The sequence below is a fragment of the Christiangramia lutea genome (genome assembly GCF_022489035.1).
In the GTDB taxonomy this organism is placed as follows: Bacteria; Bacteroidota; Bacteroidia; order Flavobacteriales; family Flavobacteriaceae; genus Christiangramia; species Christiangramia lutea.
Genome location: NZ_JAKVTV010000001.1, coordinates 1,360,519 through 1,382,352 on the forward strand (window position 1 = coordinate 1,360,519; position 21,834 = coordinate 1,382,352).

19 protein-coding genes and 2 pseudogenes are annotated in these 21,834 nt (G+C 38.8%); all 21 read left to right on the top strand.

Features of this window, described 5'->3' with window-relative positions; genetic code table 11:
• Positions 1 to 65: 65 nt before the first annotated feature.
• Entirely contained in the window at positions 66 to 1,640 is a 1,575-nt protein-coding gene (locus ML462_RS06155; RefSeq protein WP_240712872.1) for a hypothetical protein, read from the top strand.
• Positions 1,641 to 1,670: 30 nt separating this feature from the next.
• Positions 1,671 to 3,350 (top strand): hypothetical protein, encoded by a 1,680-nt coding sequence (locus ML462_RS06160; protein WP_240712873.1) that lies wholly within the window; start codon positions 1,671 to 1,673, stop codon positions 3,348 to 3,350.
• Positions 3,351 to 3,480: 130 nt separating this feature from the next.
• Positions 3,481 to 4,518, top strand: coding sequence for a Gfo/Idh/MocA family protein (locus ML462_RS06165; protein ID WP_240712874.1), 1,038 nt, complete (start codon positions 3,481 to 3,483; stop codon positions 4,516 to 4,518).
• Positions 4,519 to 4,530: 12 nt separating this feature from the next.
• Positions 4,531 to 4,767: pseudogene (locus ML462_RS16165) on the top strand (LbetaH domain-containing protein); the annotation flags it as partial.
• Between the two features lie 12 nt (positions 4,768 to 4,779).
• Positions 4,780 to 5,010, top strand: a pseudogene (locus tag ML462_RS16170) (DapH/DapD/GlmU-related protein); the annotation flags it as partial.
• 25 nt (positions 5,011 to 5,035) lie between these two features.
• Entirely contained in the window at positions 5,036 to 6,160 is a 1,125-nt protein-coding gene (locus tag ML462_RS06180; RefSeq protein ID WP_240712875.1) for a DegT/DnrJ/EryC1/StrS family aminotransferase, read from the top strand.
• Positions 6,147 to 6,797 (top strand): acetyltransferase, encoded by a 651-nt coding sequence (locus ML462_RS06185; RefSeq protein ID WP_240712876.1) that lies wholly within the window; start codon positions 6,147 to 6,149, stop codon positions 6,795 to 6,797. Before ML462_RS06180 ends, ML462_RS06185 begins: the two co-directional genes overlap by 14 nt.
• Before the next feature lie 9 nt (positions 6,798 to 6,806).
• On the top strand, positions 6,807 to 7,784 hold the full coding sequence (locus tag ML462_RS06190) for a glycosyltransferase (RefSeq protein WP_240712877.1): 978 nt from the start codon (positions 6,807 to 6,809) through the stop codon (positions 7,782 to 7,784).
• Position 7,785: 1 nt separating this feature from the next.
• Positions 7,786 to 8,154, top strand: a complete 369-nt coding sequence (locus ML462_RS06195) for a DMT family transporter (RefSeq protein ID WP_240712878.1) — start codon at positions 7,786 to 7,788, stop codon at positions 8,152 to 8,154.
• Positions 8,147 to 9,142: an NAD-dependent epimerase/dehydratase family protein gene (locus tag ML462_RS06200; protein WP_240712879.1), complete on the top strand. Its 996-nt coding sequence runs from the start codon at positions 8,147 to 8,149 to the stop codon at positions 9,140 to 9,142. The genes ML462_RS06195 and ML462_RS06200 overlap by 8 nt, the downstream gene beginning before the upstream one ends.
• Positions 9,126 to 10,268, top strand: coding sequence for a DegT/DnrJ/EryC1/StrS family aminotransferase (locus ML462_RS06205; RefSeq protein WP_240712880.1), 1,143 nt, complete (start codon positions 9,126 to 9,128; stop codon positions 10,266 to 10,268). The genes ML462_RS06200 and ML462_RS06205 overlap by 17 nt, the downstream gene beginning before the upstream one ends.
• Before the next feature lie 42 nt (positions 10,269 to 10,310).
• Entirely contained in the window at positions 10,311 to 11,624 is a 1,314-nt protein-coding gene (locus tag ML462_RS06210; RefSeq protein WP_240712881.1) for an MATE family efflux transporter, read from the top strand.
• Positions 11,625 to 11,666: 42 nt separating this feature from the next.
• The gene (locus ML462_RS06215) at positions 11,667 to 12,821 is read left to right on the top strand and encodes a glycosyltransferase family protein (protein WP_240712882.1); all 1,155 of its coding nucleotides are present in this window, start codon (positions 11,667 to 11,669) and stop codon (positions 12,819 to 12,821) included.
• Complete coding sequence (locus tag ML462_RS06220) at positions 12,812 to 13,717, top strand: glycosyltransferase family 2 protein (protein WP_240712883.1); 906 nt, start codon at positions 12,812 to 12,814, stop codon at positions 13,715 to 13,717. The genes ML462_RS06215 and ML462_RS06220 overlap by 10 nt, the downstream gene beginning before the upstream one ends.
• A complete protein-coding gene (locus ML462_RS06225; protein WP_240712884.1) occupies positions 13,681 to 14,793 on the top strand; it encodes a glycosyltransferase family 4 protein in 1,113 nt (370 codons plus the stop codon). The genes ML462_RS06220 and ML462_RS06225 overlap by 37 nt, the downstream gene beginning before the upstream one ends.
• 27 nt (positions 14,794 to 14,820) lie before the next feature.
• Positions 14,821 to 16,074, top strand: a complete 1,254-nt coding sequence (locus tag ML462_RS06230; RefSeq protein ID WP_240712885.1) for a glycosyltransferase family 4 protein — start codon at positions 14,821 to 14,823, stop codon at positions 16,072 to 16,074.
• 59 nt (positions 16,075 to 16,133) lie between these two features.
• A complete protein-coding gene (locus ML462_RS06235; RefSeq protein WP_240712886.1) occupies positions 16,134 to 17,486 on the top strand; it encodes a hypothetical protein in 1,353 nt (450 codons plus the stop codon).
• Positions 17,487 to 17,788: 302 nt separating this feature from the next.
• A complete protein-coding gene (locus tag ML462_RS06240; protein ID WP_240712887.1) occupies positions 17,789 to 18,961 on the top strand; it encodes a glycosyltransferase family 4 protein in 1,173 nt (390 codons plus the stop codon).
• The gene (locus ML462_RS06245) at positions 18,958 to 20,193 is read left to right on the top strand and encodes a glycosyltransferase (protein ID WP_240712888.1); all 1,236 of its coding nucleotides are present in this window, start codon (positions 18,958 to 18,960) and stop codon (positions 20,191 to 20,193) included. Before ML462_RS06240 ends, ML462_RS06245 begins: the two co-directional genes overlap by 4 nt.
• Positions 20,194 to 20,218: 25 nt before the next feature.
• Positions 20,219 to 21,181 (top strand): glycosyltransferase family 2 protein, encoded by a 963-nt coding sequence (locus tag ML462_RS06250; RefSeq protein ID WP_240712889.1) that lies wholly within the window; start codon positions 20,219 to 20,221, stop codon positions 21,179 to 21,181.
• 15 nt (positions 21,182 to 21,196) lie between these two features.
• Entirely contained in the window at positions 21,197 to 21,802 is a 606-nt protein-coding gene (locus ML462_RS06255) for an LbetaH domain-containing protein (RefSeq protein WP_240712890.1), read from the top strand.
• Positions 21,803 to 21,834 lie beyond the last annotated feature (32 nt).

The window sequence follows — 21,834 nt, forward strand, 5'->3', positions numbered from 1 at the left end:
ATGAATCACCCACTTGCTTTAAATCGAGAAATTCTGGAAGAATTCATCTGCGGAAAAATCGAAGAATGTTAGAAGGCTTTGGAATTACTAACAAAAAGTTCTGGAAATTTTGGGGTCTGACTTTAATAATCATCTCGGCCATTTTCATTGCAGAAATGGATGTAGCTCCCTATCTGGATGAAGATGAATTTATGATCGTTGATCTTGGCCGGATTATCCTTCATCCCGAAACTGGATGGTCAATCACCTGGATGATGGATAGAAATGAGCCTGCTTTCGTGTTCTTTTATATTGGCCCAGTGATCTTTGAATTATCCTACCAGCTCTTAGGTGAGTTTGGCCCACGCCTCTTGGGTTTATTAGGTGCTTTATTTGCTTCTACCATGATACTTTTATGGTTAAAGTCCAGGAATACAAAATTATTATTTGCCGCCATATTGAGTTTAGTATTTCTCCTGGATCCGGTCTTTGTCCAGTCTTATACCCTGGGAAGATTAGATGGCTGGGCGATTGGATTCTGCTTGCTTGCTTGCTGTATACTTAGGTCTGGATTGGGTAAGGAAAGTGTAAATGGGCAAATAATTGCGGCCGGAGTTTGTTTTTCACTTGCATTATTTGTCTGGCCTTCAGCAGCTTTTCTGTTTCCCTTAATTCTTGGGGAGCTGTATTTTTTAATGATTTCTCAGAATGTTCATCAGAATTTCAAAGTTAAAATTCTGAAACCCTTATCGGTTTTTTCAATTACCGTGGTAATCGTAAGTGTTGCACTTTTAATTCCCATCGCCACTAAGTTTTACGCTTATTTCACGAACATTCTTGACGGAATTTTAGTAAATGTTTTTCGAGGTCAGAATGTGGGTGAACAGTCAGGTCAGATTTTAAGTTTAGACCCGGCTTTGGAACTACTTAGAGGATTAAAGTATACACCTGTTTTATTCATTCTGGCAATTACCGCGGCAATTTTAAAGAGAGATCTTGTTCTGATTTTAAGTAGCCTTGCTGCTATCTTAATGATGTATTTGACCGTTGTTTATTTGCACAGGATACAATATTTACTGCCCTATCTTGTGGCCCTTACGGCTGGATTGTACCAGGAAAGATCTTTTAATACCGGTCTCACCATACTTAAACTTAGAACTTCAAATTTAAAATATCTTTCCGGAGCTGTATTGTTATTTTGGGTTGTGGCTGTGTCTCTGGTAATTCGTTCGTTTCTGGCGATCGAAAATAGCCAGGAAAGGGATAGAGATCTTGTTTTTCAGGCCGCGGTGAATATGATAGGCCCAGGTGATCACCACGTTTATATTAGTGCTCCGGAATTTTATATAGCGGGGAGAACCCTTGGATGGAAAATGTTTCGACGCTATGGTGCAATTGGCGATCCGCTTACTTCTGAGTCCATAAAACCCATTGTGCCTAAAATGGAATATGTGATTTTGAGGGAATGGGAAGTCACCGAGAATTTTGATAGTCTTCTTGACGAAAAAGGCTTTTCTAGAGCTGAATGGTATACTTTGTATAAAGAGCCAGTATCTGGTTTTGATGGCCAAATAACTAATGAACATCGTTTGCGTAATTTGTTTTCAATTTTTGAACATCCTTATGGGCCCTATAAGTTGTATTCGAGGCAAGCTGATTAAGTAATTATTCGGGAAAATGATAGCAGCATTTTGATTAGGTTTTTTCAAAATTTAGAGAATATTCCTCGTTTTGGCTGGATAACCTGGATTCTTATACTTGTTTTAGTATTTGCTATTCAGTTAATAACCTTAGACGATCTGTTACATATTTATAAAGACCAGGTCCAGATTACAGATTATGGCAGGTTAACCCTAAACCCCGGAAGTGAGTGGTCTTTAACCTGGAGATTAGCAGAGGAAAAACCAATTTTATTATGGTCTTACTTAGGGCCTATGATCGCGGAATTGAGTTATCATCTTAGTGGAGCCTCTGGAATAGGTTCCCGGATCGCAGCTCTCCTGGGAGGGATGTTTGCGGCAACTATGATGTTTGGATGGTTGAAATCCATGAAAGTTTCAGCTTATGCTGCTTTTGGATTGAGCCTGGCAATTCTCCTTGATCCTTTGTTCGTCCTGTCTCAACGTCTAGGAAGGATGGATAGCTGGGTGATCGCTCTTTGTGTAGCAGCTTGCTGGGTATTACGGGAAACATCCAATAGAAGATCAGGCTCAGTTAAAAATCTGATACTGGCAGGTTCACTGGCTGTAATTGCGGGGATGACCTGGCCTTCAGCAGTATTTTTGTATCCGCTCATAATTCTGGAGCTAATCAAATCTGAACAGGGCGAAAGAACTTTTGGTGAGAATTGGAAAAAAGTAGGGTTGAAACTTGGCTACTTTTGTCTAGGCGGCTTAATTACTGGCATAGTTTTATTAATTCCCATTCGGGAGAACCTAATGATAATCTTTGGGGATATGTCTACGATGGTTTCCAGGAATGTGAATTCTTCTGAGGGTATTTTTAAAAGTCTATTTTCTTTTTTCGACCTTCAGGTTTGGTTCAAACTAATTAAAATTCATTTAAAAACCCTAAGTGTTTTTCTTCCCCTCCTAGCACTTGTAGCAATCGTTTTTAAAAGGAATAAAGGATTAATAATCGTAACCTTAGTAAGCATTTTTCTAATCTTTTCTTCTCTGGTTTATGAATTCAGAGCTTTATATCTACTTCCATATTTCACTGCACTTTCAGGTACAATTTTTCTTGAAAATAAAGGGGAACCAATTAAAATTAGATTTGTAAAGCTTGGAAATATTGGACTGTCGGTTCTGGTGCTATGGTCAATAGGAATTTCACTTTTTTTAAGAACGGGGATGGCTATGGATAATAAGTCTGACGGATTTCTGAATAATATCTATGAATCAGCCAGTTCTACAATTGGTGAGGGACCATTTAAAGTCTTTCTTGGTTTTAATTATGAATTTTATTTCGCCGGGCGTTCCCTGGACTGGCAATTATACAACCCTTACGTAAAGTATGAATTTGACGAGGAGGGAAACTGGATTAGCGACAATAAGTACGAACCGAAAGCTCAGTTCGAAAATCTGCTTTCAAAGATGGATTATGCCATTTTTAAAGAAAGTGAGATGAACAACGAACTGGAGAAACAATTAATAAATTCAGGATTAATTTATCGTAGAGTCTTGAATCCTGATGAAAAGATAGCCTCTAGTAAGAGGGTTTTCGAGAATCCAACGAAAGAAAAAATTCTTTGGTATCTAAACGGAGGGGATACTAAGGTCTCATATCTTCTTTATGGCAGGACAATTCTGCAAGAAAAAGAAAAGAAGGATGAGCTCAGCCATAAGCTGAACCTAGCTCAGAAAGAATAATTTAAGCTTTAAAATTTCAACGGCTTCTGTTTATTATTTAGGTAAAGGATGATTTTCTTCAAATAACATCCGGCTGCATTACTCGTCTAGATCTGAATTTAAATTAAATAACAATTAAAATTTTTCAACCATGGTAAACGTAGGTATAATTGGATATGGATATTGGGGTCCTAATCTCGTACGTAATTTTTTTGCAGCAGACGGGTGTTACGTAAAAATGGTCGCAGATGCGCGTCTGGGGAGATTGGAACAATTGAAAAAAGTTTTTCCTTCCATTCTCGCGGTTAAATCTGCAGAGGAGATCATTAAAAACCCCGATATCGATGCCGTGGTAATTGCGACGCCGGTTTCTGCTCATTTTGAACTTGCTAAAAAAGCTTTACTTCAAGGAAAACACGTGCTGGTTGAGAAACCTATGACCGCTTCCGTGGAAGAGGCTGAGATCCTTATAAATATTGCCGAACAGAAAGGATTATTATTAATGGTAGATCATACTTTCCTTTATACTGGTGCAGTTCAGAAAATGAGGCAATTAATTAATAATAATGAACTGGGGAATATAAAATACGTTGATTCTACCAGGATCAATCTGGGGCTCTTCCAGTCTGATATTAATGTGCTGTGGGACCTTGCTCCGCACGACCTGTCAATATTAAGTTATCTGGTAGATGAGACAGCTTACAGTGTAAATGCTCGCGGTATCACCCACACCTGTAACGGCATTGAAAACATTGCTTACCTCACTGTGAATTTTCCATCAGGACTTATTGCTCATTTTAATTGTTCCTGGACCAGTCCGGTTAAAGTTAGAATGATGCTTATTGGGGGAGATGAAAAGATGATACTTTACAATGATCTGGAAAACACAGAAAAGATAAAAGTATACGATACCGGATATACTTATTATAACGATGAAGAGAGGCAACAGGTTCTGGTAGATTACAGAACTGGTGATATTCATGTACCTAAAGTGAGCACCACAGAAGCTCTCCTGAATATGGCGAATGATTTTATTTCCTGCATACAAACTGGGAATAAACCAGAATCTTCATGTAATCTAGGTCTGGAGGTGGTTAAAATTCTAGAAGCTTCTACTATTTCAATCAAAAACCAGGGCCGGGAGGTTGTTGTTGAAAATCAATCAACACCAGTTGCTTTTAACGTATAAATATTATTAGTCATGGAAACGATTTCAAGCGATGAGAATTATAGGGTTCTCAATAATGTCCGGATAGGGAAGGATGTAAAGATCTTCAGTTTTGTGAATGCCTATGGTTGCAGCATAAATGACGGGAGTAAAATCGGGACGTTCGTCGAGATTCAGAAAGGTGCAAGCATTGGCAGAAATTGTAAAATATCCAGTCATACCTTCATTTGTGAAGGTGTAGAAATTGCCGACAGGGTATTTATTGGGCACAACGTAACTTTTATAAACGACAAATTCCCACGTGCTACTAATGAAGATGGCACTCCCCAAACAGAAGCCGACTGGAATTGTGAGAAAACATATGTACAGGAAGGAGCATCTATAGGTTCCAGCGCAACTATTCTTTGTGGAATCACTATAGGCAAGGGCGCTATTATCGGTGCCGGTTCTGTAGTGACCAAAGACGTTCCGGAAAATGCTGTGGTGGCAGGTAATCCTGCCAGGGTAATTAAGTATTTAGAAAAAAAACTAGTTTGAGATGATCAATTCAACTGTAAATATGCATATACCTTTTTTGGATTTAAAAGGTCAGCACCAGCAAATAAAAAATAAGGTTTTTGAAGCCTTTGAAGAGGTTTATGAAAATACGGCATTTTCGGGCGGATCTTTCGTTGAGAAATTTGAAGATCGTTTCGCAGAATTTTGTGATACCAAATATGCCGTAGGTGTTAATAATGGAACTTCCGCCTTACAGCTTGCGATCATTGCCCTTGGTATTGGTGCTGGTGATGAGGTGATAATTCCGGCAAATACATTCATTGCTACCGCCTGGGGAGTATCCTATAGTGGTGCTACTCCGGTGTTCGTAGACTGTACTTCAGATACCTGGCAGTTGGATGCCTCTAAAATTGAAGAGAAAATAAATAGTAAAACAAAAGCAATTATTGGGGTTCACTTGTATGGGCAGCCTTTTGATATCAGTGAGGTTCAGTCTATTTGTGATAAATATGGACTTTTCCTTCTTGAGGATGCTGCACAGGCACAGGGAGCCAAATTTAACGGCGTTCCCGTAGGCGGATTTGGAGAAATGGCGTGTTTCAGCTTTTATCCGGGAAAAAATCTTGGTGCTTGTGGAGAAGCAGGAGGAGTAACCACTAATCATGAAAAATATTATGAAAAGCTGAAAGGTTTAAGGAATCATGGTTGTAAAAAACGATACTATCATGATGAACTGGGCTACAACATGCGAATGGGGGGACTAGAAGCAGCTTCCTTAGCCGTAAAGATCGAATATTTACCATCCTGGAATCAACGCCGAAAAGAGATCGCAAGAAAATATAGAGAAGGTATCGTAAATCCAATGATCAAAATGCAGGCTCAGCCAGGCTGGGCAGATTCTGTTTATCATTTATTTGTGGTGACTACCCAAAATAGAAAGGAACTTTTGAATTATCTAAATGACCGGAACATATTTCCCGGGATGCACTATCCCGTTCCCTGTCATCTACAAAAGGCTTATAGTGCATTGGGGTACAAGGTAGGAGATTGTCCAAACTCTGAATTCCTGGCAGATCATTGCCTGTCTCTACCTATGTATGCCGAGTTGACCGATGATATGGTCGAGTACGTTATTGATGTTGTAAACGCTTATGGCAACCAATAGAGAAAAACTGGTCATCTTTCCGTTTAACGGAAATGGACTGGAGGCCCTTGATTGTCTGGATCCTGGGAAATTCGATTTCATAGGATTTATAGATGACGATTCTAATAAGAAGTCTGACGAATTCCAGATCTTCTCCAGGGGTATCCTTCAAAAAAATCCTGATTTGAGAATCCTTGCGGTTCCAGGAGGGCCGGAAAGTTTTATAAGAAGAAAAGAGATTATATCGTCTTTGAGAATTAATGAAGAAAGATTTGTGACTGTGGTACACCCTTCAGCTTCAATCGGCAGAAATGTAAGTTTGGGAAGGAACTGCCTGATTATGTCCGGAGTTGTTTTAACTAGTAATTCCATTATAGAAGACCATGTCTGTATTCTACCAAATTCTATAATCCATCATGATTCAAGAATTGGATCATATACCCTCATTGGAAGCAAGGTTGTAATAGCAGGAAGTACTTCAGTAGGTTCAAATTGCTACATAGGTAGTGGTTCTAATATTAAAAACGGGCTTTCCATTGGTGAAAAATCACTTATTGGAATGGGGAGCAACATTCTAAAAGATGTGCAAGCCAATTCGAAAATGGTAGGTAATCCTGCCAGGAACTTAAATCTGAGGATAGACCAGGTAATACATTAATCAGTAATTATGAAGGTTTCAGTAATCATTCCGGTTTTCAACGAAGAGGAGAATATCGAATTCCTGGTTAAGGAGTTGAATTCTTATTTTAAGAAGGAGAAAAGGTTTAGTACCGAGATCATCTTTGTTAATGATGGATCTACAGATGAAACTTACCTTCACCTTAAAAATGCAAAACATCTTAATTATTCCTATAAAATTCTATCATTTTCCAGAAATTTTGGGTCACATGCTGCGCTAAGAGCCGGGATTTTACGTGCTGAAGGAGATTTTATCACTTTTATGTATGCCGATCTTCAGGACCCCCTTACTCTGGTAAGCAGAATGTTTGATCAGGTCTATAAAAATGGAACAGACATTTGTTGGGCCTTCAGGAATTCTTCTGCCTCTACAGGTACCGAAAAATTATTTTCTCGAGCCTACGCCAGTTTAATGCGGAAATATGCTGTTCCTAATTTTCCAAAGAAAGGATTTGATATAGTTCTCTTTAGTAGAAAGGTTAAGCAATGCCTGGATAAGAACCTGGAAAACAACTCATCTGTATTTATCCAGATCCTTAGCCTTGGATTCAAGCAAACGAGCATTACCTACGACAAGCGAGAAAGAAAACGGGGGAAATCAAAATGGACATTGTCAAAAAAGATAAAACTCCTTATTGACTCTTTTGTTGCCTTCTCATTTGCACCTATTCGGCTTGTGTCTATCATTGGTTTGATCTTCTTTATTGTAGGTATCCTCTGGACGGCAATTATAATTGTTCGAAAACTGGTTTATGATGACCTCGCCAGTGGATGGCCGGCACTATTATCTATTCTATTGGTAGGATTTGGGATCACCAATATCTCTCTGGGTATTATTGCCGAATATCTCTGGAGAACCTTGGATGCGAGCAGGAAGCGCCCGGCATTCATCATAGATGAAATTACCGAAGATACGGAAGTGGTTGAGGTTAAGAAACCAGTGAGAATTCTGAAAGATATAAACTAAAATGACCAGAACATTGATATATATAATGCTTTATGCAGCCCTTAATGTTTCAGGTGCAGCCCTTATTAAATGGCAGTTAAAAGGAAAGAGCCTGGAATCTGTAAGTGAATGGTTAAGGTTAATTTTGAACCTAACCTTTGTGGCTGCCTTTGTTCTGATCATACTTTCAGCCCTTGCCTTTTTCAAAGCACTTTCTACTAATAGTTTTTCCATCATTATTCCTATTGCTACGGGTATAAATTTCATCTTAACCATAGTTGTAGGTTACTACCTTTTTCAGGATAAATTATCATCACTCTCATTTCTTGGATTCGCACTTATAATCGCAGGAATCATTTTACTAAGCATTAATACTAAAGCTCATGGATAATAAAATAGAAAACAGTAAAATCCTGGTAACCGGAGGAGCAGGTTTCATTGGATCGTATGTTGTGGAAGAGTTACTTCAGAGGAAGCCTGAAAAGGTAGTAATTATCGATAATCTAATTAGGGGAAGTTTTGACAATATGAAATCGTTTATCGATCATCCTTTGGTTGAATTTATCGAAGGGGATATTCGAAACCGTGACTTGCTGGAAAAATATATATCTGTTTCAGATTATGTTTTTCATATGGCTGCTCTAAGAATTAACTCCTGTGCTGCAGATCCTAAGGAGGGGTTTGAAGTAATGCTGAAAGCCACCTTTCATTTAGCTGAACTATGCGTCAAATATAATGTCCAAAAGGTTATCTATAGTTCGAGTGCTTCGGTTTACGGGCTGGCTCAAAACTTTCCAACTCCAGAATCTGATAATCCTTATAATAACCAGACCTTCTACGGAGGTGCAAAATTATGGGGAGAACAATTGTTTCGCAGTTATAAATTCATGTATGGGCTGGATTATGTGGCACTACGATATTTCAATGTTTACGGCGTACGAATGGATACCGATGGGAAATATACGGAGGTAATGATCCGCTGGCTGGATTGCATAAGGGATGGAAAGCCTCCCCTCATCTTTGGAGATGGCAGTGATACTATGGATTTCGTTTATGTAAAGGATGTGGCCAAGGCAAATATTGCTGCCCTGGTTTCAAATGTTTCTGATGAAACTTTCAACGTAGGTAATTGCGAAGAAACCAGTCTCATAGAATTGCTACACACATTGCTAAAGGTGAATAATTCCTCCCTTAAACCTGAATTCAGGGAAGCAAATTCTATAAATCCGGTAAGTAGAAGGCTTGCAGATATTTCAGCAGCAAAGACCAAGCTTAATTTTGAACCTAGTATCTCTCTTGAAGAGGGCCTTTCCGAATTAAGCCAATGGTATTTTAAAAAAAATGATCAAAAAAAACTGAACCATGATTCCTATCGCTAAACCATATTTAATTGAAGATGATGCATTGGCTGCCTATCATACCATCCTTTCTGGATGGATAACCCAGGGTCCAAGAGTTCAGGAGTTTGAGGAGAAATTTGCGGAATATACAGGAGCTAAATACGCTGTAGCTGTTTCAAATTGTACTACCGCTTTGCATCTTTCCATGATCGTTGCCGGGATTGGTCCAGGAGATGAGGTCATCTGCCCGTCAATGAGCTATATTGCTACGGCTAATTCCATAAAATATGTTGGTGCAAATCCTGTTTTCGCGGAAGTAAATGAATTTTATAACCTGGATCCGGCCGATGTTGAAAAAAGGATCAATCATAAAACCAAAGCTATCTTACTGGTGCATCAAATAGGGATGCCGGCTGATATAGATGCTTTTACTGATTTATGTTCAAAGTATAATCTAAAACTGATCGAAGATGCGGCCTGCGCTGCCGGTTCAGTGTATAAAGATAAAAGAATAGGTTCTCACTCAGAGTTGGTTTGCTTTTCTTTTCACCCACGAAAGATCATTTCTACAGGTGATGGCGGTATGATAACCACGAATAGAGAAGATTACTATAGCAGGCTGAAATTATTAAGACAACATGGAATGTCTGTGAACGATCGCATCAGGCATAGTTCAGATAAAGTGATATTCGAAGATCATATCGAGATTGGATATAATTACAGAATGACCGATATACAGGCTTCGGTAGGTATAAAACAATTGGAAAAGCTGGACTGGATAGTAGACCAGAGGAGAATTATCGCCATGGCTTATCATGAAGGTTTAAAAGATATTCAAAGTATAACTCTACCGCATGAAGAGGAGGGCTATTTCAGCAATTATCAGTCTTACAGCATCTATTTGAAAGAAGATTTTCCAATCTACAGAAATGAACTGATGCAAAAATTACTGGAGAAGGGCATCGCGACCCGTAGAGGAATCATGAACGCTCATAGGGAAACTGCATATAAATTATTAACACGAAAAGTTAAGCTTCCGCGGTCAGAGGATCTTCAGGACAGGTCAATTTTACTGCCGCTTTATGTCCCGATGTCACCCCAGGAAATTGACTTTATCATTGGAACCTTAAAGGGTCTTATTGAATCTAATGTCATTCATTATTAAAATTTCAGAATGAGATTCATGAAAAATTGAAATTAACCTGTGATGAAGGCATTTCTGATGCAAATTTTTACCGGCTTTAAGATCAATAATCCTATGGAATGGGGAAGATTGATTGCAATTACCGGTTCCACTCAGGCCCTTATTCAAATTATTGGTTTTGCAAGTGGAATTCTATTAGTTAGGTTCCTGCCTACTAATGAATATGCATTATATACCCTGGCCACAGCAATTTATTCCAATATGGTAATACTTGCAGATAGTGGGATAAAAACGAGCGTCCTGGCCCAGGGAGGAAAAGTATGGCAAAACAGGGAAAAGCTGGGGAAGGTTATTGCCACAGGTTTCCAGTTAAGAAGAATTTTTGCGATAGGGAGTATAATTATCTCCGGACCAATTATGCTTTATCTCCTGCATCATCACGGGGCAAGCTGGTGGATGGCGATTGCGATTACCTTTGCCATTATTCCGGCATTCTATGCTACGTTATCTGGGACCTTATATGAAATCGTCCCGAAATTACATCAGAGCATTCCAAAACTGCAAAGAATACAGGTTATCGCAAGTACGATAAGGGCAGGTATAATTTTAGTTCTACTTTATTTTTTCCCTTATACATTCCTGGCACTGCTTGCTTACGGGATATCACAGGTCTGGGCGAATAGAAAGCTGAATAAACTTGCAAATGAATTTATAGAAGTTACCAAAAGAGCGAGTTCAGCGGTACGCAGCGAAATTTTGAAAATGGTAAAAAGACTCATGCCGGAGTCAGTTTATTTATGTATTTCAGGACAGATAACAGTTTGGCTTATCTCAATTTTCGGATCTACGGCAGCGGTGGCACAAGTAGGTGCCCTGGGACGTTTGGCAATGGTTCTTAGCTTTTTTGGAGTTATGTTCGGAGCTTTGATCTCACCACGATTTTCCAGACTGGTAAAGAATAAGGAGTTGATCTTTAAACGATTCGTTCAGATACAGGTAGGATTAGTCATTTTGGGCTTTTTAGTAGTTGGAGTAACCTGGGTTTTTGCATCTGAAATGTTATGGGTGCTGGGAGAAGCCTATGCAAATCTGGAATTTGAGATCATTCTTCTGATGATTGGAAATTTTATTGGCCTTTTTGCGGTATCTAATTTCTATCTGTGCACGAGCAGAGGCTGGGTTATAAACCCCTTGATTTCGATTCCGGTGAGCGTAGTAGCCATCGTTTTAGGAGCAATTTTATTCGATGTTTCCAGCCTGATGGGAATTTTTGTCTTTAACATATTTATAAATATGGTGATGATGATCATGCATGTCTCTTATGGGTTCCTTAAGATCCATAACATCGATAAAACTCCAGATCTGAAAAGCCTCTAAATTCAGCTTATCAAGACCATCGCCCGTTTTCATTTTTGAGTTATGAAAGTTTGTATAGTATGTAGTTGTCTGGAACCAGGCCGACACGGAATTGGGGATTATACTCGAAAACTTGCCGAAGAACTCTGGCAAAGAGGAATGCAAATTTCAATTATCGCTCTCGCCGATCCTTATGTTGATTGCGCCATGAATGGAGAGGAAAAAAAGCAACTTGAAATACCTGTACTTCGACTTCCAGCAAGCTGGAGTGTGGAGAAAAGAATAGATAAAGCCAAACCATGGCTTGATAATTTCGATCCAGACTGGATAAGTTTTCAATCATGTCTGTTTTCTTTCAGCAGTAAAGGACTACCGCTTAATTTGAGGTCACTATTAAAACAAATTTCAGGAGATAGGTTGTGGCACATTATGTTTCATGAATTATGGCTGGGTGAATCTGCAAATGATCCAATAAAACATAAGGTTCTGGGAATACTGCAAAAAAGGCTGGTAAAGAGGTTGGTTCTTGATCTAAAACCAAAAAGAATTTTCACCAGCAATAAATTCTACCAGAGTTGTCTTTCTAAAATTGGTGTAGAAGCGAGAATTGTACCACTTTTCAGCAATATTCCGGAGGGAAATCCCAGAGGGAACAATTTGTTTAATCGGCTTCCTGGTGAAGTGCTGGCCAATAGAAAGGATTATATGATCGCAACTTTTTTTGGTAGTATGTATTTCTCTGATGAGTTAATTTCCAAAGTTTTGAAGTTAAGAAAAATGGTGCGAGAGGAGAATATGAAAATTTTAATAACCCACCTGGGCAGGGAAGAAAAAGTTAAGGAGAATTTTGAAATCTGGCACAGGGAATTTGGTCTAGAAACTTTTTGCCTGGGAGAATGCAAGGTTCAGGAAGTAGGAGATTATTTTCAGCAGGTTGACCTGGGACTTAGCACTTACCCAAAGATCCTTTTCGAAAAAAGCGGAAGTATTGCCGCCATGAAAAATAATGGTTTACCGGTACTTCTTTTAAGGGAAAGTTTTGAGAAAGATCCCAGGAATTTCAAATGGATTAAGGAAATAGATGAACTTTCTGAATTAGGTGATTTTTTGAACAAAGCAAAACATATTGCTTCCGATTATGATGAAAAGGAATGCATTGATGATTATTTCGAAATGTTCACAGAGGAGAAATATAAAATGTCCTGGATATGGAATTAGGAATTCTGGTGACAAATTATAATACATGGGAACTTACTTCCACTTGTATAAGGAATTGTGTGAAATATGCCGATTCAGCTATAGATCAATTCGTGGTTGTAGATGATAATTCTACTGAAAAGTTTGAAAATCATTTTGATGAAATTGAGCTTATTCAGAACAAAAGAAATTTAGGCCTTATCAGGTCACTCAATAAAGGTCTCAACCAGATAGAGACAGATCTTATCCTTATACTTGATTCAGATGCATGGCCTTTGGAGAATTACATTACACAGATAAAAAAGTTCTTTTCAGAAAATCCGGAAGTTGGGATTGCCACCTTTCAAACCGAAAATGCTAAAGGTAAACCCTCCCAGTCTTTCGAAGCTGAACCAGGCGCATTGAGCCTGATTTTAGGACAGCAACTTTACCGGATCTATATCAAATACTTTATGAAGAACCCAGATGAGATCAATGTTTTTACCTGTGCAATGGTAATTAGAAGGAAGGTTCTGGATGAGATTGGTCTTTTTGATGAGAATTTTGACTGGCTGGAGCTTGATCATGACATATGTATGAGGGCTTCAAGAAAAGGCTGGAAGATCCAGGTTATGCCTCTTCGGGCATTTCACAAAGGTAGTGGGACACCGCAACAGGTAGGAAAACGTGTGGTAAGGTTTTATAAGAATAGGTGGTACCTGTTAAGAAAGTTCAGAAAAGTTAAGTTAGAGAATCTTACCGCAATTTTGATCAGTTTCAGACTAAGCATTGAATTATTATTGATTTGGAGTATTGGTCCTCTTTATTACAAGGACAGATCTACAGTGCAAGATAAGGCTTACAGTAGGAGGAAAATGATCAGTTATTTCCTTTCAGATGAATGGAAAAACAAAGAACTGGAAAGCAGCTTTTTATAAAGGGAATGTTATTAAAAATCTTATTGATATCGCATAATTTTAGTCCGTTTGTTGGAGGAATAGAATCAATTTCGAAGGTATTCGCGCAGCATTTCACTAACAAAGGACATAAGGTTCATTTGCTAACCTGGACCCGGGATAGTAGAAATGATACCGAAAATTATCCTTACAAAGTGGTTCGGGATCCTGGAATAAAAACATTATTTAAAGAGCATAACTGGGCCGATTTCGTTTTTGAAAATAACCCTTCTATAAGATTATCCTGGCCGGCAATATTTTATAGAAAACCTTCAATAATTTCTCTCCAAACCTGGGTAGCCCAGATTAATGGTAAAATGGAAATTCAGGATAAGCTGAAATTAAAATGGCTTAAAAGGGCTGATAAAGTGGTTGCCTGCAGTACAGCGATCCGGAAAAAATGTTTTTCGGAAGCCATGGTTATTCCAAATCCCTATCAGGAGAATAATTTTCAGGTGAAACCTTCAATAATAAGAAATAAGGAATTCGTTTTCCTGGGTAGAATGGTTTCAGATAAGGGAGCAAGACTCGCTATAGAAGCCTTTCATAAGGTAGTACAGAATTTACTAGGAACTTCAGGTCTGCGACTTACCATGATTGGTGAAGGACCAGAAAAGACTAAGCTAGAAAACCTTGCTTTAGAACTTAAATTAGAAAATAGCGTAAAATTTAAGGGTTGCCTGCAGGGAGAAGCACTTGTAGATGAACTTAACCAACATAGGTTTATACTGGTGCCATCTTTATGGGAAGAACCCTTTGGAATTGTAGCCCTGGAAGGTATGGCCTGTGGTTGTGTCCCTGTAGTTTCTGATGGTGGAGGTCTTCCCGATGCTATTGGAAAAGGTGGGCTTACCTTCAGAAGAGGAGATGTAGCAGAGCTCGCATCCTGTATGCTTAGAATATTACAGGATGAGCAATTAGAAAAAGAATTACGGGCCAGGGCAGCTGAACATCTATCCAGGCATAAAACTTCGGTAATAGCTCAAAGATACTTGCAGCTTATTGAAAACATATGCCAGAAAAAAGGTTTATCCAATATCCAGAAAGTGTCGATTTAGCCCCCTTTTTTTAAAAACTGATTTTTAATGAAAGTAATTCTTTCCCATCCAACTGGAAATGCATTTGTAAGAGCTGCCGCAAAGGGGTTTCTTGATGAAGATATGCTTTATAATTTCAATACTGCTGTAGCATCATTTCCGGGAAGTCTCATTGATAAAATGGGGGGAATAAGACCATTTTCTGAAATTAGAAGAAGACGCTTTGATGCCAGATTAAGACCGTTCACAAATCTTTGGCCGTGGAAGGAAGTAGGACGACTTACAGCAATGAGAATGGGTTTGAATTCACTGGTGAAACATGAAAACGGACTGTTCTGTGTGGATGCGGTTTATAAATATCAGGATAGAAATACTGCGAGACTTATAGATCGTAAAGGGGAAAAGGTAAATGCTGTTTATGCTTACGAAGACGGTGCAGTAGCATCTTTCGAAGCGGCAAAAAAACAAGGGCTTGAGTGTATTTACGATCTGCCTATAGGTTATTGGAGAGCAGCCAGGGATTTATTAGGAGAAGAAAGGAGATTAACACCGGAATGGGCCTCCACTATAAAAGGATTTGCAGATTCTGAAATGAAACTCGCAAGAAAGGATAAGGAAATAAGTATGGCAGACAGAATAATAGTAGCCAGTAAATTTACGGCCGATACCTTGAAATATTATCCAGACTCCCTACCTCCGGTAAAAGTGATTCCATATGCTTTTCCCAAAGTTGGAAAACCAAAGAGGTACAGGAAATTATTGAAAAACGAAGCTTTAAAATTACTATTCGTAGGTGGTTTATCCCAAAGAAAAGGGATTGCTTATCTCTTCAAGGCCGTTGAGGCTCTTGGAGAAAAGGTTGAACTCACTTTGGTAGGACAAAAGCCGGTTTCCAATTGCAAAGCTCTGAATACAGCGGTCAATTCGTATAGGTGGATTCCAACCTTATCACATGAAAAAGTCTTAAAAGTAATGCGGGAACATGATATACTTGTTTTTCCAAGTCTATTCGAAGGATTTGGCCTGGTGATTACAGAAGCGATGTCGCAGGGAACACCTGTAATTACTACTCAACGAACTGCAGGACCGGATTTGATAAATAATGATGAAAATGGCTGGATCGTCGAAGCCGGTTCTGACAAAGCATTGATTTCTAAGATCGAGGAAATTTATCAGAATCCTGAAATCATTGAAAGAGTTGGAAAGGCGGCGATGGAAACTGCCAGACAAAGAACCTGGGAGACCTATGGAAAAGAATTAGCGAAGGCAGTTTCAGAGAATCATGAACATATTAATGCTTGATCTGGTTTAAATATTTATAGAAATAAGAATCACAAAGATTAGACTATTCAAAGAATTTCATGATTTCAGATAGATTCGATATTGCTAGTACTGGGGAGAGGTTTTATCCAGATGAAAATGCAAATTCCCGTTGGAAATTAGAAAGCAGAAGCCTTGAAATTCATATTAAAAAATGTATCTGGTTATATTTCTGGCTTATCATTTTTGAAGGAGCATTAAGAAAATGGGTGCTGCCTGGGCTGGCCGAACCACTTTTAGTAATAAGAGATCCCCTGGCCATATGGATAATTTACAGATCTATTTTGGGTGGTTTATGGCAGCCGAACAGATATGTGATCTGGATGCTAGCCATAAGTATGATTTCTCTGGGAATTTCCTTGATCTTGGGCCATGGCAATATAGTTGTAGCCATCTATGGCTTGAGAATATTGATCATACATTTTCCACTGATTTTTATCATCGGCCGAATCTTTAGCCAAGAGGATGTTTTAAAGCTAGGCAAAATAGTTCTTTGGTTAACTATTGGTATGACCATCCTGGTTGGAATTCAGTTTTATAGTCCGCAGTCGGCTTGGGTGAATATTGGGGTAGGAGGAGACCTAAGAGGCTCTGGTTTTAGTGGCGCCGCTGGATTTTACAGGGTACCGGGAACATTTTCTTTTACTAATGGACTCTCTTTATTTTATGGTTTTGCTGCAGCCTATATTTTCTACTTCTGGTCCTCCAAAGGAACTTTGCGTTTAAACACCTGGCTTTTGATCTTTTCCAGTCTGGCCTTACTGGCAGCCGTGCCTTTGAGTATAAGCAGGGGAGTGCTTTTTGAGATTATTCTGTCGGCGCTCTTCCTTTTTGCGATCGTAGGAAAAGATCCCAGGACTATAAAATCTATAATCGCTGTTTGTATTGCCGGAATTGTGCTATTCTTTTCACTGGGGAATTTCAGTTTTTTTGAAACCGCTACAATGGCTTTTATGGAAAGATTTACTACCGCAAGTTCTGTGGAAGGCGGACTCGAAGGTACATTGATCGATAGATTTCTGGGTGGTTTATATACAGCCGTAACAGATGCAAATGCATCATTCACAGGACTAGGATTGGGAATGGGAACCAATGCCGGAGCAAAATTAATGCTGGGGAATAGGGAGTTTTTGATCGCTGAAGGAGAGTGGGCAAGGTTGATCGGGGAAATGGGGTTCATTCTCGGAATACTTGCCATATTGATACGAGGAAGCCTGGTATTCGAATTACTCAGAAAGGCATGGAATGACATCAAATCTGGAAATAAATTACCATGGATGCTCATGAGTTTTGGAGCGGTGAATATCCTGCAGGGTCAGTGGGCACAGCCAACCGCACTCGGTTTTAGTACCCTAATAGGAGGACTTGTTATTGCTTCCTTCAAAGAAGAATAAAACCTTTTTATGCTACGAGACCTTGATATAGAGATCTCAAATTACACATTGGATTATTAAATTCTATAAAAGAATATGAATTTCAAAGTTTAAGCCGGCGCAGATTCATAATTCTACCTTCTCTTAGGGTAACCAATTTAAATGGACTAATTCGAAGGTGCGAATTGTGAGTTTACTTCCAATTGCCTCAGATGCTGGGGGGCTTCCTGGGGCATTTGGTTGGGCCGGTTTGAACTTTACTATTCGAAATTTAACCTTTATTCTGAAGATCAACCAATAAATCTGTCATCTTATTTTTCATCATGCATATTGTAATTTTCGTTCATCCAGATTTTTTAGGTTCTCAAAGCATGCCCAGGTATGCAAAAATGCTGGTTGAAGGCATGCGAAAAAGAAAACATGAGGTAGAAATATGGACAGCTAAGAGTTTCTTTTACAGATTGCCAGGTCCAGCTGCCCTGAAGAAATGGCTGGGTTATATAGATCAATTCGTTTTATTCCCAATTGAGGTAAAAATGAAACTTTTAAAATGCTCTTCCAGGACATTGTTCGTTTTCGCAGACCAGGCCCTTGGTCCCTGGGTTCCATTGGTTTCCAGAAGGCCTTTCGTGGTTCACTGTCACGATTTTATGGCCCAAAAATCTGCCTTGGGTAAAATGGTTCAAAATGAGGTGAAATTCTCGGGGAAATTATACCAGAAGATGATAAGGAGCGGTTACAAGAAAGGCAATCACTTTATTTCAGTTTCTGAAAGAACCAGAAAAGATCTCCACCGGTTTTTAGGGGCACAGCCTAAACTTTCAGAAGTTGTTTATAACGGACTGAACCAGGACTTCAAACCGGGAAATGTTATGATTGTAAGATCGGTGTTAAGCAGTAAATCTGGTTTAAAACTTAGCAATGGTTACATTTTGCATGTAGGAGGAAATCAATTTTACAAGAATAGAGCCGGGGTGATTAGAATTTATAATGCCTGGAGAAAAATTTCCGACTTGGATCTACCTCTTATTTTGGTTGGATCCTGTCCAGATAACGAATTGAAAGAATTAAAGAAGGAAAGTGATTTTTCTGAGGCTATTCATTTTATGATCAATATCTCAGATGAGGACCTCAGACTTTATTACCAGGGAGCTTTTCTATTCCTGTTTCCATCCATAGACGAAGGTTTTGGCTGGCCAATCGCAGAAGCTTTGGCTAGTGGTTGCCCGGTAGTGTCAACAGGTGAGCCTCCCATGAATGAAGTTGGCGGGGATCATGCAGTCTATATTCCCAGAATGCCTGAAAATGAGGATTTAGTTTCAGGATGGGCTAAATATTCTGCAAAGATTTTAAATGACCTGTTCGAAATGAAACAAGAGGAAAGAGAAGAATGGATAAGATCAGGTGTTGAATTTGCCAAGCGATTCGATCCGGAAACCGCACTGGAAAACATAGAAACGATTTATAAAGAAGTTCATTTGTCATATAAGTCATGAGAATCCTTAGAGTTATAGCGACTATGAACCCAAAAAGTGGAGGGCCATGCCAGGGGATCAGGAATAGTATTCCGGTTCAAAAGAAGGCAGGCATTAGTAACGAGGTGGTTTCTTTAGACATTCCTGGTGAAAATTTCCTGAAAGAAAATGAATTTAAAATCCATGCCCTGGGCCCGGTTAAAGGTCCATATGCATATTGTAAGAACCTAGAAAATTGGCTGAAAGAAAATCTTGAGCGATTTGATATAGTGATAATCCACGGGCTTTGGTTACATAATAGCTATGGGACATTCAGGGTTTGGAACACTATAAAAAGAAGGAATAAGAAAATTCCGGAATTATATGTAATGCCTCATGGGATGTTAGATCCATATTTTCAAAAAGCAAGGTCAAGGAAAATTAAAGCATTAAGGAACTGGATATTCTGGAACCTGATCGAAAAGAAAGTAGTTAACGGGGCAGATGGTTTATTGTTTACTTGTGTTGAGGAAATGGAACTGGCTAAAAGAACTTTTTCGAATTATAAACCCAAGAGAACTTTGAATGTGGGCTATGGAATTTCATCTCCTCCTGAAAAAAAGGAAGCAGATTACAATAATTTTTTGAAGAAATGCCCCAAACTTGAAAATAGATCATACTGGCTGTTTTTAAGCAGGATACATCCTAAAAAAGGTGTAGATCTTCTTATAAAATCCTATTTAAAATTGAAGGAGCAGGACAGTGAACTTCCCGATCTGGTAATCGCAGGACCGGGTCTGGAGTCAGACTATGGTCAACAAATGCAAAAATTAGGTGATAATGCCTCGATCCATTTCCCAGGTATGCTTACGGGAAAGACGAAATGGGCTGCATTTCATTATTCTGAATGTTTCATTTTACCTAGTCATCAGGAAAATTATGGAATAGCCGTCGTGGAGGCCATGGCCTGCAAAAAACCTGTTCTCATAACCGATCAGGTGAACATCTGGAGAGAGATCAAAAACGGCAAGGGAGGACTTATTTCAAAAGATAATCTGGAGGGTGTTTGTGATGTATTGAAAACATGGAGTAATCTTTCAGATAGGAAGAAGTTCGAATTAGGCAGAAATGCATGGAATGTTTTTAGAGAAAAGTTTTCAGTGGAAAATACAGCTTTAAAAATGCTGGATCATTTTAAGGTTAGCAAAGATCTCAGGAATTTTAACCCTAGACTGAAGCCTGAAAAATTTCAGGAACCTGTATCCAATTTGTGAATCATTGAAAAAGTGAAAGACTAAAATGAAAGTGTCCATCATTGTTCCAGCTTTTAATGCCGAAAGATTTATTGGAAGATGTCTTAAAAGTATAATATCCCAGACCTATTCCAATATTGAGGTTTTGGTTGTAGATGATGGAAGTACAGACAATACTGCAAAAGAAGTAAAGCAATTTTCAGAAAAAGATGACAGGATAATTCTTATCGAAAAAGCGAACACCGGGGCTTATGCTACAAGAAGAATTGGTGAAGACAGGGCATCTGGCGCAACAATTATGCATGTAGATGCAGATGATTTTCTGGAACCTGAAGCAGTGGAGCTACTAATTAAGAAATTAGAAAGTACCGGGGCAGATGTGATCATAGGTAATTACCATAAGATTATTAATGGCAGAAAGCATCTGGTTTCAAATAACCTGAAACAGAAAACAGGTAAGAAGAATTTAATGAAAGGGATCCTGGATAATGAAATTACAGGCTACCTGTGTGGTAAGTTGTTCAAAAAGGATTTATTGAGCAAGATCACAAAAACGGAAAAGCCTTTTTTATTTGAGGACCTTTATGCTGTAATCCAGGTTTTTGCCAGGAACGAACTTTATGTGGAGGCGGTAGAAACTCCAATCTATAATTATGATATCCACGGAAATAATTCCACCTCAACAAAGAATATTAAGCTTATTGAATCTGTTTTTGAGCTGAATGAGATCACACAGGAAATACTCGAGAAAGAAGGGTTATTACCCGCTCTTAAAAATGAATTTTCTGCTTTTAAATGCCGAAACTGGATCGTCTATTCGAGACTAGGAGGATCGAGATCTTATGACAGGAATTATCGCAAACAGTTCCTTAAAGAGAATTATCGAAAATATGCCAGGAAAAACCTGGTCTCCTACCAGAAACTGGAGATGTTGATCTATAATCAGAACCCTGAAATTGGTCATTTTATTACCAGGTTTTTGAAAGGAGTTCAGAAAGTTATTTCATAGAACCACGTATGGATTATGGAAAAAGTTGAAGAATCAAGCTTTAGCGCTTTGAACAAAATATCACGTGTAATATGGGGGATTACCTATTTGATCTTCTTCCTTCCATTTTTTCCGAACTTTTGCAGGATCTGGAGATGCTTTATTCTTCGGTTGTTTGGAGCAAAGATTGGTAAACAATCCAATATTCGTTCTACCGTAAGAATATGGGCGCCATGGAACCTTAAGGTGGGAAATTATTCCAGTATTGCGCCTGGGACAGACATTTATAACCAGGGCGAGATCGAAATTGGAGACAGGACCATTATTTCCCAGAAAACTTATTTGTGTGCTTCCACCCATGATTATAATCAGGCCACTTTTCCATTAGTAAAGAAACCCATTAAAATTGGAAACCAGGTTTGGATCGCGGCTGACGCATTTATTGGTCCCGGAGTTCAGATAGGAGAAGGGGTGATTGTAGGAGCGAGATCTGCAGTTTTTAAAAATATAGAGCCCTGGACAATTGTTAGAGGAAACCCGGCTCGATTTGTAAAAAGCAGGACCCACCAATTAAATGGATCTGCGAAAATAATCAACCAAAAAATAAAGGTCAAAGATCCTGATTCCGATCCGGAAATTTAAGATCGGATGGAATTGTATAAAAATTAAATTTC

Coding starts and splice junctions, on each gene's coding strand:
- ML462_RS06155 (WP_240712872.1), top strand. CDS start 66: ATGTTAGAAGGCTTTGGAATTACTAACAAAAAGTTCTGGAAATTTTGG.
- ML462_RS06165 (WP_240712874.1), top strand. CDS start 3,481: ATGGTAAACGTAGGTATAATTGGATATGGATATTGGGGTCCTAATCTC.
- ML462_RS06180 (WP_240712875.1), top strand. CDS start 5,036: ATGATCAATTCAACTGTAAATATGCATATACCTTTTTTGGATTTAAAA.
- ML462_RS06185 (WP_240712876.1), top strand. CDS start 6,147: ATGGCAACCAATAGAGAAAAACTGGTCATCTTTCCGTTTAACGGAAAT.
- ML462_RS06190 (WP_240712877.1), top strand. CDS start 6,807: ATGAAGGTTTCAGTAATCATTCCGGTTTTCAACGAAGAGGAGAATATC.
- ML462_RS06195 (WP_240712878.1), top strand. CDS start 7,786: ATGACCAGAACATTGATATATATAATGCTTTATGCAGCCCTTAATGTT.
- ML462_RS06200 (WP_240712879.1), top strand. CDS start 8,147: ATGGATAATAAAATAGAAAACAGTAAAATCCTGGTAACCGGAGGAGCA.
- ML462_RS06205 (WP_240712880.1), top strand. CDS start 9,126: ATGATTCCTATCGCTAAACCATATTTAATTGAAGATGATGCATTGGCT.
- ML462_RS06210 (WP_240712881.1), top strand. CDS start 10,311: ATGAAGGCATTTCTGATGCAAATTTTTACCGGCTTTAAGATCAATAAT.
- ML462_RS06215 (WP_240712882.1), top strand. CDS start 11,667: ATGAAAGTTTGTATAGTATGTAGTTGTCTGGAACCAGGCCGACACGGA.
- ML462_RS06220 (WP_240712883.1), top strand. CDS start 12,812: ATGGAATTAGGAATTCTGGTGACAAATTATAATACATGGGAACTTACT.
- ML462_RS06225 (WP_240712884.1), top strand. CDS start 13,681: ATGGAAAAACAAAGAACTGGAAAGCAGCTTTTTATAAAGGGAATGTTA.
- ML462_RS06230 (WP_240712885.1), top strand. CDS start 14,821: ATGAAAGTAATTCTTTCCCATCCAACTGGAAATGCATTTGTAAGAGCT.
- ML462_RS06235 (WP_240712886.1), top strand. CDS start 16,134: ATGATTTCAGATAGATTCGATATTGCTAGTACTGGGGAGAGGTTTTAT.
- ML462_RS06240 (WP_240712887.1), top strand. CDS start 17,789: ATGCATATTGTAATTTTCGTTCATCCAGATTTTTTAGGTTCTCAAAGC.
- ML462_RS06245 (WP_240712888.1), top strand. CDS start 18,958: ATGAGAATCCTTAGAGTTATAGCGACTATGAACCCAAAAAGTGGAGGG.
- ML462_RS06250 (WP_240712889.1), top strand. CDS start 20,219: ATGAAAGTGTCCATCATTGTTCCAGCTTTTAATGCCGAAAGATTTATT.
- ML462_RS06255 (WP_240712890.1), top strand. CDS start 21,197: ATGGAAAAAGTTGAAGAATCAAGCTTTAGCGCTTTGAACAAAATATCA.